Source organism: Rhizobium sp. YAF28 (assembly GCF_052113285.1).
Classification (GTDB): Bacteria; Pseudomonadota; Alphaproteobacteria; order Rhizobiales; family Rhizobiaceae; genus Rhizobium.
The window spans coordinates 194,461-210,362 of the sequence record NZ_JBFRCX010000006.1; the positions used below are offsets into that span (position 1 = coordinate 194,461).

The 15,902-nt window shown below is 59.2% G+C and carries 19 protein-coding genes; 8 read left to right on the plus strand and 11 right to left on the minus strand.

The features are described 5' to 3' along the window. Positions 1-67: 67 nt before the first annotated feature. Both AB4Z13_RS15530 and AB4Z13_RS15535 read left to right on the plus strand, forming a co-directional pair. Positions 68-769, plus strand: a complete 702-nt coding sequence (locus tag AB4Z13_RS15530) for a haloacid dehalogenase type II (protein ID WP_113322394.1) — start codon at positions 68-70, stop codon at positions 767-769. A gap of 22 nt (positions 770-791) precedes the next feature. Further along, a complete protein-coding gene (locus AB4Z13_RS15535; protein WP_113322395.1) occupies positions 792-1,583 on the plus strand; it encodes an aldolase in 792 nt (263 codons plus the stop codon). Positions 1,584-1,590: 7 nt separating this feature from the next. On the opposite strand, the gene AB4Z13_RS15540 is transcribed toward AB4Z13_RS15535, so the two are convergent. Continuing rightward, positions 1,591-2,748, minus strand: a complete 1,158-nt coding sequence (locus AB4Z13_RS15540) for an aminotransferase class I/II-fold pyridoxal phosphate-dependent enzyme (RefSeq protein WP_113322396.1) — start codon at positions 2,746-2,748, stop codon at positions 1,591-1,593. A gap of 206 nt (positions 2,749-2,954) precedes the next feature. On the opposite strand from AB4Z13_RS15540, the gene AB4Z13_RS15545 reads away from it, so the two are divergent. The 5 genes from AB4Z13_RS15545 to aat all read left to right on the plus strand — a co-directional run bounded on the left by AB4Z13_RS15545 (position 2,955) and on the right by aat (position 6,875). Beyond that, positions 2,955-3,713: a DsbA family protein gene (locus AB4Z13_RS15545; RefSeq protein ID WP_113322397.1), complete on the plus strand. Its 759-nt coding sequence runs from the start codon at positions 2,955-2,957 to the stop codon at positions 3,711-3,713. Positions 3,714-3,957: 244 nt separating this feature from the next. After that, positions 3,958-4,395, plus strand: coding sequence for a type II 3-dehydroquinate dehydratase (aroQ, locus tag AB4Z13_RS15550; protein WP_113322398.1), 438 nt, complete (start codon positions 3,958-3,960; stop codon positions 4,393-4,395). A 21-nt stretch (positions 4,396-4,416) separates the two neighbouring features. Beyond that, positions 4,417-4,887: an acetyl-CoA carboxylase biotin carboxyl carrier protein gene (gene accB / locus AB4Z13_RS15555; RefSeq protein ID WP_439014855.1), complete on the plus strand. Its 471-nt coding sequence runs from the start codon at positions 4,417-4,419 to the stop codon at positions 4,885-4,887. Between the two features lie 10 nt (positions 4,888-4,897). Beyond that, on the plus strand, positions 4,898-6,250 hold the full coding sequence (accC, locus tag AB4Z13_RS15560) for an acetyl-CoA carboxylase biotin carboxylase subunit (protein ID WP_310383234.1): 1,353 nt from the start codon (positions 4,898-4,900) through the stop codon (positions 6,248-6,250). 7 nt (positions 6,251-6,257) lie between these two features. After that, a complete protein-coding gene (aat, locus tag AB4Z13_RS15565; protein ID WP_310383232.1) occupies positions 6,258-6,875 on the plus strand; it encodes a leucyl/phenylalanyl-tRNA--protein transferase in 618 nt (205 codons plus the stop codon). A 26-nt stretch (positions 6,876-6,901) separates the two neighbouring features. On the opposite strand, the gene AB4Z13_RS15570 is transcribed toward aat, so the two are convergent. The 6 genes from AB4Z13_RS15570 to AB4Z13_RS15595 all read right to left on the minus strand — a co-directional run bounded on the left by AB4Z13_RS15570 (position 6,902) and on the right by AB4Z13_RS15595 (position 11,091). Continuing rightward, complete coding sequence (locus AB4Z13_RS15570; RefSeq protein ID WP_037106339.1) at positions 6,902-7,342, minus strand: DUF2155 domain-containing protein; 441 nt, start codon at positions 7,340-7,342, stop codon at positions 6,902-6,904. Between the two features lie 117 nt (positions 7,343-7,459). Beyond that, positions 7,460-7,855, minus strand: coding sequence for an NADH:ubiquinone oxidoreductase subunit NDUFA12 (locus AB4Z13_RS15575; protein ID WP_113322402.1), 396 nt, complete (start codon positions 7,853-7,855; stop codon positions 7,460-7,462). A gap of 102 nt (positions 7,856-7,957) precedes the next feature. Continuing rightward, positions 7,958-8,425, minus strand: coding sequence for a GNAT family N-acetyltransferase (locus AB4Z13_RS15580; RefSeq protein WP_442206267.1), 468 nt, complete (start codon positions 8,423-8,425; stop codon positions 7,958-7,960). Between the two features lies 1 nt (position 8,426). Then, positions 8,427-8,933 (minus strand): GNAT family N-acetyltransferase, encoded by a 507-nt coding sequence (locus AB4Z13_RS15585; protein ID WP_439014854.1) that lies wholly within the window; start codon positions 8,931-8,933, stop codon positions 8,427-8,429. A 65-nt stretch (positions 8,934-8,998) separates the two neighbouring features. Continuing rightward, a complete protein-coding gene (gatB, locus tag AB4Z13_RS15590) occupies positions 8,999-10,504 on the minus strand; it encodes an Asp-tRNA(Asn)/Glu-tRNA(Gln) amidotransferase subunit GatB (protein WP_439014853.1) in 1,506 nt (501 codons plus the stop codon). A gap of 77 nt (positions 10,505-10,581) precedes the next feature. Continuing rightward, positions 10,582-11,091 (minus strand): GNAT family N-acetyltransferase, encoded by a 510-nt coding sequence (locus tag AB4Z13_RS15595; protein ID WP_439014852.1) that lies wholly within the window; start codon positions 11,089-11,091, stop codon positions 10,582-10,584. 322 nt (positions 11,092-11,413) lie between these two features. On the opposite strand from AB4Z13_RS15595, the gene AB4Z13_RS15600 reads away from it, so the two are divergent. Continuing rightward, complete coding sequence (locus tag AB4Z13_RS15600) at positions 11,414-11,671, plus strand: YjhX family toxin (protein WP_310383221.1); 258 nt, start codon at positions 11,414-11,416, stop codon at positions 11,669-11,671. Between the two features lie 51 nt (positions 11,672-11,722). Here the strand turns inward: AB4Z13_RS15600 and AB4Z13_RS15605 are convergent, their stop codons facing one another. The 4 genes from AB4Z13_RS15605 to gatA all read right to left on the minus strand — a co-directional run bounded on the left by AB4Z13_RS15605 (position 11,723) and on the right by gatA (position 15,860). Further along, on the minus strand, positions 11,723-11,998 hold the full coding sequence (locus tag AB4Z13_RS15605; protein ID WP_007825228.1) for a hypothetical protein: 276 nt from the start codon (positions 11,996-11,998) through the stop codon (positions 11,723-11,725). A 72-nt stretch (positions 11,999-12,070) separates the two neighbouring features. Then, on the minus strand, positions 12,071-13,210 hold the full coding sequence (locus AB4Z13_RS15610; protein WP_439017197.1) for a slipin family protein: 1,140 nt from the start codon (positions 13,208-13,210) through the stop codon (positions 12,071-12,073). A gap of 677 nt (positions 13,211-13,887) precedes the next feature. Beyond that, positions 13,888-14,388, minus strand: a complete 501-nt coding sequence (locus tag AB4Z13_RS15615; RefSeq protein ID WP_439014851.1) for a GNAT family N-acetyltransferase — start codon at positions 14,386-14,388, stop codon at positions 13,888-13,890. Beyond that, positions 14,379-15,860, minus strand: coding sequence for an Asp-tRNA(Asn)/Glu-tRNA(Gln) amidotransferase subunit GatA (gene gatA, locus AB4Z13_RS15620; RefSeq protein ID WP_439014850.1), 1,482 nt, complete (start codon positions 15,858-15,860; stop codon positions 14,379-14,381). Before gatA ends, AB4Z13_RS15615 begins: the two co-directional genes overlap by 10 nt. Between the last annotated feature and the right edge of the window lie 42 nt (positions 15,861-15,902).

Genomic DNA, 15,902 nt, shown 5'->3' on the forward strand with positions numbered 1-15,902 from the left:
ATTATCACATTTAATTTCTCAATGACGCTGTTCTTTGTCAACATGAAGCAAATCATGGAGATGAGAGATGACCCTTCCCGGAAACCGACCAACCTGGCTGACCTTCGATTGCTACGGCACGCTGATTCAATGGGATGAAGGCCTGCTTGCTGCCATGGGCGCGATCCTGTCAGCCAAAGGCCGCGATATCGACCAGGCCGCCTTCATTGCCGTCTATGACCGCTACGAGCATGAACTGGAACAGCAAAAGCCGCACCGATCCTTCAGCCAAGTCACGGCTCTCGCATTGGAACTTGCCATGAAGGAGTTCGGCCTGCCATTCCACACCGCTGATGCCCATCTGCTGACATCCTCTATCGGCCGGATGCCGCCGTTCCCGGAAGTGGTAGAAACGCTCGGCAGGCTGAAAGCTGCCGGTTTCCGGCTTGCCATTATTTCCAATACGGACGACGCGATCATTGCCGGCAATGTCGCGCAGCTCGGCGGTTTCGTCGACCGGGTGATCACCGCGGAGCAGGCGGAAGCCTATAAGCCCTCGCCGCAAATCTTCCGGCACGCCTGGAAAACGCTCGGCATCGGCATGGATGATCTCGTACATATCTGCGCCAGCCCGCATCTTGACCTTGCCGCCGCGCGAGAACTCGGTTTTCGTGCGATCTGGGTTGATCGTGGCACGGGACGGAAACCGCTCAGCGACTACCGCCCCAACGAGATCGTGCCCACGCTCGACAAGGTACCCGGTCTTTTTGCCGCACACGGCTGGATGTAATTGACGCGATAGGAGACAAGACATGGCCCATGAACTGAACCTGGCGAAGGGACAGCCGGCGATATTGCGCAATCTGCCGCTCGATACCGACGAGATCTGGCAGGCGCGTGTCGATCTCGCAGCGTGCCTTCGAATGGCGGCGCGGCTCGGGCTTGAGGAAGGCATCTGCAACCATTTCTCGGCAGTCGTGCCCGGCCATCCCGATCTCTTTCTCGTCAACAGGCTCGGCTGGGCCTTTCAGGAGGCAACGGCTTCATCGCTGCTGATCTGCGATTTTGAAGGCAACGTCATTGCCGGCGACGGCGTGCCAGAGGCAACAGCCTTCTTCATCCATGCCCGCCTGCACAAGATGTCGCCGCGCGTCGGTGCGGCCTTCCACACGCATATGCCGAATGCGACAGCGCTCAGCATGGTCGAGGGCGATCCCTTCATCTGGGCTGGACAGACGTCACTGAAGTTCTATGGCCGCGTCGCCGTCGACGAGAACTATAGTGGACTGGCGCTCGATGAACGTGAGGGCGACAGGATCGCAGCCGTGCTCGGCGACAAGGACATCCTGTTCATGAAGAACCATGGCGTCATGGTCTGCGCGCCAAACATCGCCGAAGCCTGGGACGATCTCTATTATCTGGAGCGCGCCGCAGAGGTTCAACTCAAGGCGATGAGCACCGGACGCCGGCTGGTGCCGGTATCAGAAGAGATTGCTGAACAGGCGGCAAAGCAGATGCGTGAAGGCGATCCGGAAAGTGCCCGCCTGCATCTCGAAAGCGTCAGGCGCGTTCTCGACCGGCAGGCGCCCGAATATCGGACCTAGGCCTCGCCTATTTCAGCCATACGCCGATGCGCTCTACCGCTTCGGCGATCTCGGCTTCTGAACCGGCATAGGACATGCGGAGCGTACGCGGTCCTTCCACCGGATCGAAATCGAGGCCGGGCGTGGCGGCGACGTTGATTTCCGCCAACATGCGGCGCGCGAAATCCATGCTGTCATTGGTGAAGCGCGATACGTCGACATAGGCGTAGAAGGCGCCATCCATGGGCGACGCCGGTGCAAGGCCGATCTTCGGCAGCCGGTCGAGCAGCAGTTCGCGATTGGCGGCATAACTTGCCTTGACGCGATCCAGTTCCTCGCTGGCGCCGAGCGCTGCTGTGGCTGCGATCTGCGAAAGCTCCGGCGGCGAAATATAGAGGCTCTGGGCGACGCGCTCGATCGGGCGCACCAGCCGCTCAGGCAGCACCATCCAACCGATGCGCCAGCCGGTCATGCAATAGTATTTAGAGAAGGAGTTGATGACGATCGCCTCGTCCGTCAGCTCCAGCGCGCTCGTCTCTTCGCCTGCGAAGGTGAGGCCGTGATAAATCTCGTCGGAGATGAAGGCGATGTCATTGGCATCGCAATAGGCGGCAAGCGCCTTCAGGCCTTCGCGGCCGGTCACCGTGCCGGTCGGATTTGCAGGGCTTGCAAGCAGCACGCCCTTCAGCTTCACGCCCTTTTCCTTCTGGATCGCTTCGAGGCTTTCGGGCGTCAGCGTGAAATGCGTTTCTGATGTGACGGGCACTTCGACCACATTGAGGCCGAGGGCACCGAGGATGTTGCGATAGGCAGGATAGCCCGGCCGGGCAATGGCAACCGCATCGCCGGCATCAAAAAGCGACAGGAAGGCGAGATTGAAGGCCGCCGACGAGCCGGTTGTGATGGCAATGCGGACGGGATCGATCTCAAGGCCGTGGCGATCGCGATAGTGCCAGGCGAGCGCATGTTTCAGCAGCGCTGTGCCGAGCGCATCCGTATAGCCGATCCGCCCCTCGGCAAGCGCTGTGCGGGCGGCCTCAAGGGCTGCCTGGGGAGCTGGATGCGAGGGCTGGCCGACAGCCATGGAAATGACGGGGTGACCGCCTGCCCGTCTCTTCGTCGCTTCGGCCAGAACATCCATGGCGTGGAATGGTTCGACTTCGCTGCGTTTCGATATGGAAAACACGATCACTTCCTGCCTGGCTTCAGATAAAGGCCAGACAATTGCCGCAATAATCGGCTCATCACAATCCCGCGAGGGCTTGGATCGGAGGAAAATTCCTGTTTGATGGCGGCCCGACGCGCCGTAATTTGATGCGGACGCATCCAAGCCCATTAACCCGGCGATGGTATTTTTCGTTCGAAAACCCATCAGTCGACGACGAGGATACCATGGCCTTCTTCTCCAAAACGCTCACCGCGCTGGTGCTTGCAGCCTCCATCGCCCTTCCGGCTCAGGCATTTGCATTCGACGACCAGCAGAAGAAGGAACTGGGTGAATTCATCAAGCAGTATCTGATCGAAAATCCGGAGATCATGCTCGAGGTGCAGGATGCGCTGCAGAAAAAGCAGCAGATGGCCCAGCAGGTGAAGGCGACCATGGCCATCGAGAACAATACCGACGGCATCTTCGATTCCAAGAATGACGTGACACTCGGCAACCCGAAGGGCGATGTCACCGTCGTCGAGTTCTTCGACTATAACTGCACCTATTGCCGTCACGCCCTGCCCGACATGCAGGCGCTCCTGAAGAAGGACAAGAATGTCCGCTTCGTGCTGAAGGAGTTCCCGATTCTCGGACCGGATTCGGTCGCGGCACATCGCGTGGCAGATGCCTTCCGCCGGCTTGCGCCTGAAAAGTACAGCGATTTCCACGTCGCGCTACTCGGCAGCGACGGCCGCGCCTCCGAGGATACCGCAATCCAGGTCGCCTCCTCTCTCGGCGTCAGCGAAGACAAGATTCGCGCGGAGATGAAAAAGAGCCCGAACGATGACATCGTGCAGGCGACCTATCAGCTCGCCGCCAATCTCGGCATCAGCGGTACACCGTCCTATGTGATCGGCAACGAAATGGTGCCCGGCGCCGTCGGCATCGACGATCTTGAAGCCAAGGTGAAGAACATGCGGGCCTGCGGCAAGACGAGCTGCTGAACCCGCGCTCATCAAATCGCCTAAATCGAAGCGTTTCAGCCATGTGGACAAACATGGCGCGACGTCCCTTGCCGATTCTGTAAGGGCTTTCAATAAGCCCGCGTGGAGTCTATAGGTGGCGCTCGCGCATTCCCGTGCCTTTGCTGCCGATAGGCTGGCACAGGACGCGATGAATACAGTGAACCGCGTAGCGGTCGCTTGATCCCGAGAGGATCAAGAGCCGGTGCGCCAAACGGAACATTCGATGACGCAAACGATTTTTGTCCTGAACGGGCCCAACCTGAATATGCTGGGCAAGCGAGAACCTGGCATCTATGGCGGCAAGACGCTCAAGGACATAGAGGCGGACTGCAAGGCTGCGGGCCGCGAACTCGGCTTCGACATCGATTTCCGCCAAAGCAATCACGAAGGCACGCTGGTGGACTGGTTCCACGAAGCGGATGAAAAGGCCATCGGCGTTGCCATCAATGCAGGCGCCTATACGCATACGTCGGTCGCGCTGCATGATGCGATCCGTGCCATTTCCATTCCCGTCATCGAGCTCCACATATCCAACGTGCACGCGCGGGAAGAATTCCGCCACAAGTCGATGATCGCACCCGCATGCAAGGGCGTGATCTGCGGCTTCGGGCCTCATAGCTACATCCTGGCGCTGCACGCGCTGAAGAACATCACGGCATAAGAAGAAGACAGGGCAACACTCATGGCTGAAAAGAAATCCGGTATCGATCAGGCACTGATCCGCGATCTCGCCAACATCCTCAAGGACACGGATCTGACCGAGATCGAAGTCGAACAGGAAGATCTGCGTATCCGCGTTTCGCGCGCAGGCACGCCCCAGTACATCCAGGCACCGATCGCAGGCCCTGCTTATGCGGCGCCTGCAGCGATCGCAGCAGTCCCGGCCGCCGCCGCTCCGGTAGCAGCCGGCCGTAACCCGGCCAATACGGTGAACGCACCAATGGTCGGCACGGTCTATATGGCTCCGGCACCGGGCGCGCGCGCGTTCATCGAAGTTGGCGCCACCGTCAAGGAAGGCCAGACGCTCCTCATCATCGAAGCGATGAAGACGATGAACCAGATCCCCTCACCGAAATCCGGCAAGGTCACGGAAATCCTTGTCGAAGACGGTTCGCCCGTCGAATACGGCCAGCTGCTCGTCGTCGTCGAATAAGGCTTTGCCAATGATTTCGAAGATCCTCATAGCCAATCGTGGCGAGATCGCCCTTCGCGTGCTGCGCGCCTGCAAGGAGCTCGGCATTGCAAGTGTTGCCGTGCATTCGACGGCCGATGCCGACGCCATGCATGTGCGCCTTGCCGATGAGAGTGTGTGCATCGGCCCGCCGCCGTCGCGCGAAAGCTATCTCAATATTCATCAGATCGTCGCAGCCTGCGAAATCACCGGCGCTGACGCCGTGCATCCGGGTTATGGCTTCCTGTCGGAAAATGCCAAGTTCGCCGATATTCTCGAAGCGCACGGCATTACCTTTATCGGCCCGACGGCGGAACATATCCGCATCATGGGCGACAAGATCACCGCCAAGACCACGGCCCAGGAACTCGGCATCCCGGTCGTTCCCGGCTCCGATGGCGAAGTGAAGACCGAAGAGGATGCACTGAAGACGGCAGCCGAAATCGGCTATCCGGTACTGATCAAGGCAACGGCCGGCGGCGGCGGACGCGGCATGAAGGTTGCCAAGACCGAGGCCGACCTGATCGAGGCATGGTCGACGGCCCGCACCGAAGCGGCCGCTGCCTTCGGCAATGACGCCGTCTACATGGAAAAGTATCTCGAAAAGCCGCGCCACATCGAAATCCAGGTGTTCGGCGACGGCGAAGGCAATGCGGTCCATCTCGGCGAACGCGACTGCTCGCTGCAGCGCCGTCACCAGAAGGTCTGGGAAGAAGCCAACTCGCCTGCCCTCAATGTCGAGCAGCGCATGAAGATTGGCCAGATCTGCGCAGACGCCATGATGAAGCTGAAATATCGCGGCGCCGGCACGATCGAATTCCTCTACGAAAACGGCGAGTTCTATTTCATCGAAATGAACACCCGTCTGCAGGTGGAACATCCGGTCACCGAGGCCATCACCGGCATCGACCTCGTGCATGAACAGATCCGCGTTGCCTCCGGCGGCGGGCTCTCGGTCACGCAGGATGAAGTACACTTCCACGGCCACGCCATCGAATGCCGCATCAATGCCGAGGACGCACGCACCTTCGTGCCCTCGCCCGGCACGATTACGCATTTCCATGCACCGGGTGGACTTGGTGTGCGCATCGATTCCGGCGCCTATCAGGGCTACAAGATCCCGCCCTATTACGACAGCCTCATCGGCAAGCTGATCGTGCATGGCCGGACGCGCGTCGAATGCATGATGCGCCTGCGCCGTGCGCTCGATGAATTTGTCGTTGACGGAATCAAGACGACGCTGCCACTGTTCCAGGATCTCGTTTCTAACCAGGATATCGCCAATGGCGATTATGATATCCATTGGCTGGAAAAGTATCTCGCCAACAGCAAGCCGGCAGCGTAGGACAGGAATGGCAGGAGCGCGCAGGAAGTCACCAGGTATTACCCCGGAAATCCTCCTGCGCGCCTATTCGATCGGCCTCTTTCCCATGGCCGAATCCGCCGACGACCCGGAAATTTTCTGGGTCGAACCCGATGTCCGCGGTGTCCTTCCGCTGGGCGATCGTTTTCACGTTTCCAAAAGCCTTCGAAAGACGATCAAGCAGAGGCCCTTCGACATCCGCTTCAACAGCGATTTCGATGCCGTGATCACCGCTTGCGCGCAGGAAACATCCGACCGCCCAAGTACCTGGATCAACGAGACCATCAGGACACTCTATTCCGCCCTGCACCGCATGGGCCACGCCCATTCCGTCGAAGCCTGGGATGGTGATGAATTGGTCGGCGGGCTCTACGGCGTGTCGCTTGGCTCCGCCTTCTTCGGGGAAAGCATGTTCTCGCGGCGCACCGATGCTTCGAAAATCTGTCTCGTGCATCTAGTCGAGCATTTGCGCCAGAAACATTTCACCCTGCTCGACACGCAATTCACGACTGAGCATCTGAAGACATTCGGTGCCATTGACGTGCCTAAGGCGGACTATGCGCTACTGCTCGCCGCCGCAATGGAATCGCCGCATCTCGCGTTCTAGGGAACGATTATTCCGTCAGAAAAAGCTTATTTCGCGCCGGCGCTGTCCGGAGGCGGGACGTCGGAGTTCTGCTTGCAGTCTTTTAACCAGACGTCATAGATCGGATGCTCGACGGCGTTGAGGCCGGGGCTGTCGGCAAACATCCAGCCGGTGAAGATGCGGCGGATCTTGCGGTCGAGCGTGATCTCGTCGACTTCGACGAAACCATCGATCTTCTGGGCTTCCGACTGATCGCGCGAATAACAGGCCTTCGGCGTCACCTGCAGGGCGCCGAACTGGACCGTTTCGTTGACATAGACGTCGAAAGTGGTGATACGGCCGGTGATCTTGTCGAGGCCGGAGAAGACGGCGACCGGATTGTCGATGCGGGCAGCCTGTGCCTGATTGGAAAGAAGCCCGGCGGAAAGCGCCAATAGCGATACAGCTCCCGCAGCCGGCAGGACCGTGTTTCGCAGGGAAAGCTTCATATCTACCCGTCTCCAGCACATATCAGGTTCATGGCCGCAGCGATTGCGGCCAACCTGCGGGTAAAGGTCAATTGTGGCCAAAGCGCGGGGCAGAACCCGCCATCAGATGCTTGACGCTCAGTTGCCCGGCGTCCAGGCGTCGTAGTCACCGGTCACGCGCGGACGTTCGCCGGCAACCGAGAGCGAGCCCGGCGGACGGTAAGCCTGCGGCGAACCGGTCGGGTTGGCGCGGTGCGGCTTCTGCCATTCCTTAGCGACGTAGGTTTCCTTGGACGGAGGAACATCGGTGCGGTGATGCATCCAGCCGTGCCAGCCCGGAGGAATGGCGGAAGCTTCGGCGTAACCCTTGTAAATCACCCAGCGCTTCGGCAGGCCGTAGGAGGAAAGACCGCCTTCGTAATAGACATTGCCCAACTCGTCTTCACCAACGCGCTTGAAGCCGCGAAGGGCGAAGAGCGTGCCGAAAGTGTAATTGTTCCACCAGGTGAAGGTGTGCAACAGGAACTTGATCATGTCTTTTCCTCGTGGCCGCAGGACGCGGACGAAAGCAGATAGGCTTTTTCGCTTATGCCGCCGCCAAGCCGAATTGTCCAGTGATTCCCGCCGAAACTACGGTCATTTCAGAGCCATCTTGAAACCGAGATGCGATGGCTTGAAGCCCAGTCTTTCGTAGAAACGATGGGCATCCTTGCGTACCGCATTCGATGTCAGTTGGACGAGCCGTACGCCGCGACCTTTCGCCTCGGCAATGGCAAATTCGATCATCCGCGCACCGATGCCCTGCCCGCGCATATCGGAGCGCGTCTGCACCGCCTCAATGATCATGGCGGATGAGCCGCGTGCATTGAGCGAGGTGGTGATCATCGTCTGAAAGGTGCCGACGACGTCAGCGTCCCGTTCGGCAACATACAGCGTCTGGTTGGGAGACGCAGCGATCCCCGCAAAGGCGCGGGCGTACTCCGGATAGGCCTCCGGATCACTCGTATCCCCATGGCCGCCGAGCTGACCGGCAGCAAACATGGCAATCAACGCCGGCAGATCGGCTTCACGTGCTTCGCGGATGATAATGTCGCCGGATGCCATATCAGTGGAGCTCGAGCGCTTTCTCGAAAACCAGCGTCGGAACGCCGGACTGGCCGGGGCCACTGTTCTCATTGCGTCCGGCTTCGACGAAACCGAGCCGGGTGTAGAAATAGATGGCTTCGTGGTTCTGAACCTCGACTTCCAGCCGCATGATTTCCGCATCCGGAAAACAGGTCTCAAGCTCCGCGAAGATATCGCGGCCGATGCCCTGGCGCTGCAGATCCGGCTTTACATAGAGGAGATGCAGCATGACAGTCTTCGTCATCTCGGATGACATGGCCGCATAGCCCATGCCGCCAATATTCCGACCGTCATCGGCAACGAGGAATTCGGCATTCTTCTTCGTCAGCCGCGCCTTCAGCGCAGCCGGCGAAAAGAGATGAGCGATCAGTTCTTTGACCTTCGCAACGCCATGGCTTGCATCATAGGCCGCATGGAAACTCTCGACCAGCAGGGCGCGGACATTCTCCAGATCGCGCTCGCCAGCCGTTCGGACGAAATAAACCAAGACCTTCTCCTCACGGTATCGGTCTTCCGAACACCGCTCCACGCTGTTTGGCCGAGGCCGTTGGCTTATTCTTCCTCGATGCTGAGCTTGGCCTTGACGAGGGCCTGAACAGCCTGCGGATTGGCTTTGCCGCCGGTCGCCTTCATGACCTGACCGACAAACCAGCCGGCAAGCGTCGGCTTTGCCTTGACCTTGGCGACCTGGTCCGGATTGGCGGCGATGATCTCATCGACAGCCTTCTCGATCGCGCCGGTATCCGTCACCTGCTTCAGGCCGCGGCTTTCGACGATCTCGGCGGGATCGCCGCCTTCGTTGAGGATGATCTCGAAAACATCCTTGGCGATCTTGCCGGAGATGGTCTCGGCCTTGATGAGGTCGATGATGGCGCCGAGCTGAGCCGGGGAAACCGGCGTTTCCTCGATATCCTTGCCGGTGCGGTTGAGCGCGCCGAGCAGATCGTTGATGACCCAATTGGCGGCGGCCTTGCCGTCACGACCTTCGGCAACGGCTTCGAAATAATCGGCGATCGCCTTTTCCGAGACGAGCACGGAGGCATCGTAGATAGAGAGACCGAGCTCGCGGACGAAACGCTCTTTCTTGTCGTCGGGCAGTTCCGGCAGATACCGAGCAAGATCACGGACAAAGGCGTCGTCGAATTCGAGCGGCAGCAGATCCGGATCGGGGAAATAGCGATAGTCATGCGCATCTTCCTTGGTGCGCATGGACCGCGTCTCGCCCTTGTTCGGGTCGAAGAGACGGGTTTCCTGATCGATGGTGCCGCCATCCTCCAGGATACCGATCTGGCGGCGGGCTTCGTATTCGATCGCCTGGCCGATGAAGCGGATGGAGTTGACGTTCTTGATTTCGCAACGCGTGCCGAAGGGCTCGCCCGGTCGGCGCACGGAGACGTTGACGTCGGCGCGCATGGAGCCTTCGTCCATGTTGCCGTCGCAGGTGCCGAGGTAGCGCACGATGGAGCGCAGCTTCGTCATATAGGCCTTGGCCTCGTCAGAGGTGCGCATATCCGGCTTGGAGACGATTTCCATCAGCGCAACGCCGGAACGGTTCAGGTCCACATAGGACATGGTCGGATGCTGGTCGTGCATCGACTTGCCGGCGTCCTGTTCCAGGTGCAGGCGTTCGATGCCGATCTCGATGTCCTCAAACTGGCCCTGGCGATCCGGGCCGAGCGAGATGACGATCTTGCCTTCGCCGACGATCGGGTCCTTGTACTGCGAGATCTGATAGCCCTGCGGCAGGTCCGGATAGAAATAGTTCTTGCGGTCGAAGACCGAACGCTTGTTGATCTCGGCCTTCAGGCCGAGACCAGTGCGCACCGCCTGCTTGACGCATTCCTCGTTGATGACGGGCAGCATGCCGGGCATGGCCGCATCGACGAGCGAGACGTTCGAATTCTGCGGCTTGCCGAACTCCGTCGAAGCGCCGGAGAAAAGCTTGGAATTGGAAAGCACCTGGGCATGGACTTCCAAGCCGATGATGACTTCCCAATCGCCGGTGGCGCCGGGGATATAACGTTTCGGATCAGGCGTGCGAACGTCGACAATGGTCATGAGATGCTCTTCGAAGGCTGTTCTTTTCAACAGGTGAGGTAAAGGAAATGGCCTGCCGGTGCAAGGCTTTCGGCAGCCTAGAAACCCGGGCCGTAGCCTTCCGGCTCCTGCGGGCCGAGATGCTTGCTGAGACCGACTGATGGCACGTCGCGGTCGAGCTTCGGATTATAAGCGACCGAAAGCCAGTGGATCGTGTAGCCGTGCTTCTGGAAGAAGGAGATCGCCTCCGTATTTCCAGAATGGGTCTGCATCGCCGCCTCCTCGAAGCCCTGCTCGAAAATATCAGACTCGATATGCTCCAGAAGCGCGGTGCCGAGGCCCTGACGATTGAAGCTCGGATCGATCCAGAAGTCAGAGATGGTCTCGTCCAGTCCTTCGCGCGCGGCCCAGCCGGCAACCTGCCCGTTCTGTTCGACGACAGTGATGGTGAGCCAGTTATTATCCACGAACGTTCGGAAGGCGGTGCGGGCTCCATCCGTCATGGCGTCCGATTCGCCGATCAATGCCATCGCTCTTTGCCAGGCTCGCAAGCCGATTTCGCTCAAGAGCGCCGTGTCGCCTTCGCGGGCATTGCGAATGTGGATCAATGGCACCTCCGCGTTACTACAGAGTAGTAGACCATTGAGTCGGGCAATTTTCCAGTCCCTGCAATGAGATGAAGAAGCGAAAGCAATATTATCGGCGGCTTTTTTGTTCCGCTGCGGCTGATTGACCGGATTGTGGTTGCTGATAAAAAGCCCGTCAGAGGTGTTTTATGTCTAACCTGCCTGAGACCCGGTAAAGGCCCTGCCCGCAAGCACAGCCTCGCGCGCATGGGCCCTAAAAACGAAGCCGCGGCGTATCGGCTAAACCCGAACGCCAGATCGTTTTCGTGCGCCTTCCTGAAGGCGCGTTTCCGGATCAACAGCAATGGACATCTCGCGCGCAGAACAGCGCATCCTGCACCTTATGGCCCAGGGCGGCCGTATCGAAATCACCCGAGACGACAATAAAAAGATCGAAACGGTAAGTTGCTTCACCCGCGACGGCTGGGTCTATCCCGGCTTCGGCATGGAGCTTTTCCGCAAGCTGAAACGGCTGAAGGCAATCAAATCTTCCGCCGGCCAGCCCTATCGGATCACCGAAAGAGGACTGAAGCTCGTCAGATCGCAGCTCGATAACAGATAGGTCTGACAAAGCCTGGCCGCGCGGCGCCGTCGTCGTGCGGCCAGGAACGTTTCAGAGCTTTTCAGAAAGCTCCGGGCGCATCGCCGCCCATTCTTCGGCAATCGTGCCTGCTCCAATCGTCTTGCCGGCGCGGCGATACCAATAACCGGCGTTCCAATCGTCGCCTTCGACGCGGTGGCAAAGGGCATGGCCCCAGTCGAAAACCTGTTCACCCTCGTGGTTCTGGCAGATTTCGTGAACCGCCTCCCACTCTGCGCCCAATTTAAAGCCACTGGCGGCGAGGCGATCAAAGGCCCCGATCAACCGCGCAAGATCCTGTTTCGGCATGAGGCCCTCCTCGCAAAGACCTCCCTCTATAACAGGCGCCGCCTCGAAATCCGAGACGGCGCCTGCCTTTCTTCAATCACGGAGATTGATGATGTCGTTCATCAATCCGCCCGTGCCGTTGTGGATGGTCAGGTGACCAACCTTGCCGGCAATGGTTTCAAGAGCCTCAAGCTCCTTCAGGCGCAGCATGACCGGGTTTTCGGCCATGACCTTCGCCGTGTTGAGGAGCGAACGCGTGGCGTTCGTTTCCTCACGGCGGCGAATGACGTTCGCTTCGGCCTGCTTCTCAGCAGCAACGACCTGGTTGAGGATCTCGCGCATCTCGCCCGGCAGGATCACATCCTTGAGTTCGATGCCGGAGACCTCGATCCCAATCGTCGCCATGTCCTCGCGGACCTTCTCGGCGGCCTCCGCATTGATCGTCACCTTACGCTCGAGAATCTGATCCAGTGTCAGGCTGCCAAGCGTGCGGCGGAAGACGAACTGAAGCGCGCGGTAGAGCGCATCCGAAAAGTCCTTCACCACAGTCACCGCCTTGACCGGGTCTACGACACGGTATTCGGCAGAGATGTTAATACGGATCGTCACGCGGTCACGGGTCAGGAGTTCCTGGCCAGCAACATCGAGCGTCTGCCACTTCAGATCGATCACCTTCACCTGGAAAGCCTTGCCGACATTCCAGAAAGCGTGAACGCCTGCGGAAAGCATTCCGGACTGCACACCGTCGACGAAAAGCAGGCCGACCTGCCCTTCATTGACCAGATGCACGCTCACTGCCTCAACCTTTCGGGCCTGCAGAATGCGGCGCCTGAGCTCTGGATCGACCGTCAGATTTTCAGAAACACCGATCCTCTTTTCTGTCCAGGGTCCAGCGTCCTTCCAGACTGCCAGCTTCTGGTTCGGCAGCATCACTGCGAAGATCGCGCCATCCCGTTCGATTACCGCCACCTCGAAGGCAGCGGTACGGAAAACGGTCAGATTCTGCTTGGCGACATCGGGGAGCTTGTCGAACAGAGCCTTCTCATAGGCCGAAACGAATACCGGGTTGTTCAGGTCGTGACGGACAATCTCCAGACTATTGCGTGTGTTCGGCAGCCAATGCAGACCCGATCCGAATACACCGATAATCTGGCCCTTGTTCAGGGCGATCACACGTTCGTTTTCCTTCACAAGGACGCGCCTGCGTCCCAAAATCATCGAGAGAAGTTCTATCATGTTCGTTACTCCTTCGGTTCGCTAAGTCATCGACCGAATTTTCCTTGTGTTTGTGTTTCAATCATTCAGTTCAGGCATTCACACCCGGTATTGATCCGGGAACCGGTGACAGGCTGCGTTTGCGGAAGAACAGGAGAGGATGTCGCGGCAAACAGACGGGCCTTGGAACGCGCTCCTCGGCAGACCGGCTTGCGGCTTGATCGTCACTGTCACTCTGGCTTGCGCCCCTGGTTCTGGAATGGGCCGAGACCTTTCGGCCTCTTTCCGCTCCTCGACATTCCGGTCCCCGAACCGTCAATTTCAGCTTCTCTGGTGCCGCGAACCAGCGCTTGGAGAAGGATTCGAACCTTCGACATTCAGGTTACAAGCCTGACGCTCTACCTACTGAGCCATCCAATGGTGCGGAATGGGACTCGAACCCGCGACCTCCGGATGATAATCCGGCGCTCTTCCTCTGAGCTATATCCGCTTCCGACCTCCGATGCGGCATCCGTATACAGCGCGGCAAAGCCGACTGCACGGGAGGAGGTTTTGAACTCCATCCGTTGACGTCCACACCGGCTGACGACCGGGAGGCGGTGTTTAGGGTATTTCGTGGTGTTATGGCAATGGGAAAAATGAAACGCTAAGTTGCGATCGACTGTGCGTTGCGCAAATGCAACAGGCTCTCGGGGCTAATCTTGAGCCAGCTGCTTCTGCAAATGCACCTTTTCGAGCGGAACACCCATGCTCTTGGAAAACTCGATCCCGTGCCAGATGATGGCGAAGCCGCAGCGTTTGTAAAGCCGGATCGCGCCGTTGTTTTTGGCGTGTGTATCGAGCCGCGCCGTGTCCAAACCTTCGCTTTTCATCAATTCGCAGAGGTGGAGCAGAAGAGCCTTACCGATGCCTTTGCCCTGATGAGCGGGATGCACCCACAGATCGGAAATATAGTTCGGGGCATTTTCGCGTGCGCCCCAGCCGACGATTTCGCCATTCAACTCGGCAACAACGATTTCGGCTGCCGTCGTATTGGCGAAGGTCGCGAATTCCTGCCGCACGCGCTCGATAATGTCCGAATCGCGGTAACTGTCTTCGTAGGGATCGCTTGCTGCCCATGCGGCAAAACCGACAACGCCGACCGTTTGAAGGTCGGCGTCTTTGATTTTTCGGATCGTGAGGTCCGTTACCACCACTTGGCTGGCGTGAACTTGCCGGCGGCCTGCTCGATGACATGGGCGGTTTTGAAGAGGGTTTCCTCGTCGAAGGCCTTGCCGATGAGCTGCAGGCCGAGCGGCAGGCCTTTGTGGTCGAGGCCGGCGGGAACGGCGATGCCCGGCAAGCCGGCCATGTTGACCGTCACCGTGAAGATGTCGTTCAGGTACATCTTGACCGGATCGGCGGCGAGGTTCTCGTCTGCAACGCCGAAGGCGGACGACGGGGTGGCCGGCGTCAGGATGGCGTCGACGCCGGCATCGAAGGCCAGTTCGAAGTCGCGCTTGATGAGCGTGCGGACCTTCTGAGCTCGCAGGTAGTAGGCATCGTAGTAGCCGGCCGACAGCACATAGGTGCCGATCATGATGCGGCGCTTGACCTCCTGGCCGAAGCCGGCAGCGCGCGTCTTTTCGTACATATCGACGATATCCTTGCCGTCGACGCGCAGGCCGTAGCGTACGCCATCATAACGGGCGAGGTTCGAAGAGGCTTCAGCGGGTGCCACGATGTAATAGGCCGGCAGGGCGTATTTGGTATGGGGCAGCGAGATGTTGACGATCTGCGCACCTGCATCCTTCAGCCAGGCGATGCCCTGCTGCCAGATGGCTTCGATCTCGTCGGGCATGCCATCGACGCGATATTCGTTCGGAATGCCGATCTTCATGCCCTTCAGCGACTGGCCGATGGCGGCTTCGTAGTCCGGCACCGGCAGGTCGACGGAAGTGGTGTCCTTGGCATCGACGCTTGCCATCGACTTCAGCAGGATCGCAGCATCGCGGACGTCGCGGGCGATCGGGCCGGCCTGATCGAGCGAAGAGGCAAAGGCAACCGTGCCCCAACGCGAGCAGCGACCGTAGGTCGGCTTGATGCCAACCGTGCCGGTGAAGGCTGCAGGCTGGCGGATCGAGCCGCCGGTGTCGGTTGCGGTAGCACCAGCGCAGAGATGCGCGGCAACGGCTGAAGCCGAACCGCCAGACGAGCCGCCCGGAACGAGTTGCTGGTTGGAGCCTGCGGCGCGCCAGGGATTGATGACTGCGCCATAATGCGAAGTCTCATTGGAAGAGCCCATCGCGAATTCGTCCATATTGAGCTTGCCCAGCATGACGGCGCCGTCATCCCAGAGGTTCTGGGTTACGGTCGATTCATAACGCGGCTCGAAACCATCGAGAATATGGCTGCAGGCCTGCGTGTGCACGCCGACGGTAGCGAAGAGGTCCTTGATGCCTAGCGGAATGCCTTCGAGATCGCCGGCCTTGCCGGAGGCGATGCGCTCGTCGGAATTCTTCGCCATAACACGGGCGAGATCCGGCGTGACCTTGATATAGGCATTGAGCTGGCCATTGGCCGCATCGATCGCCGAGATATAGGCCTCGGTCAGTTCGGTCGCGGTGATTTCCTTGGCGCGCAGCTTCTGGCGGGCTTCGGCAATGGTCAGGCTGGTGAGTTCGCTCATCGTGTTTTCGCTTCAGATCTGGAAATGGCAACAGGGTCGGAA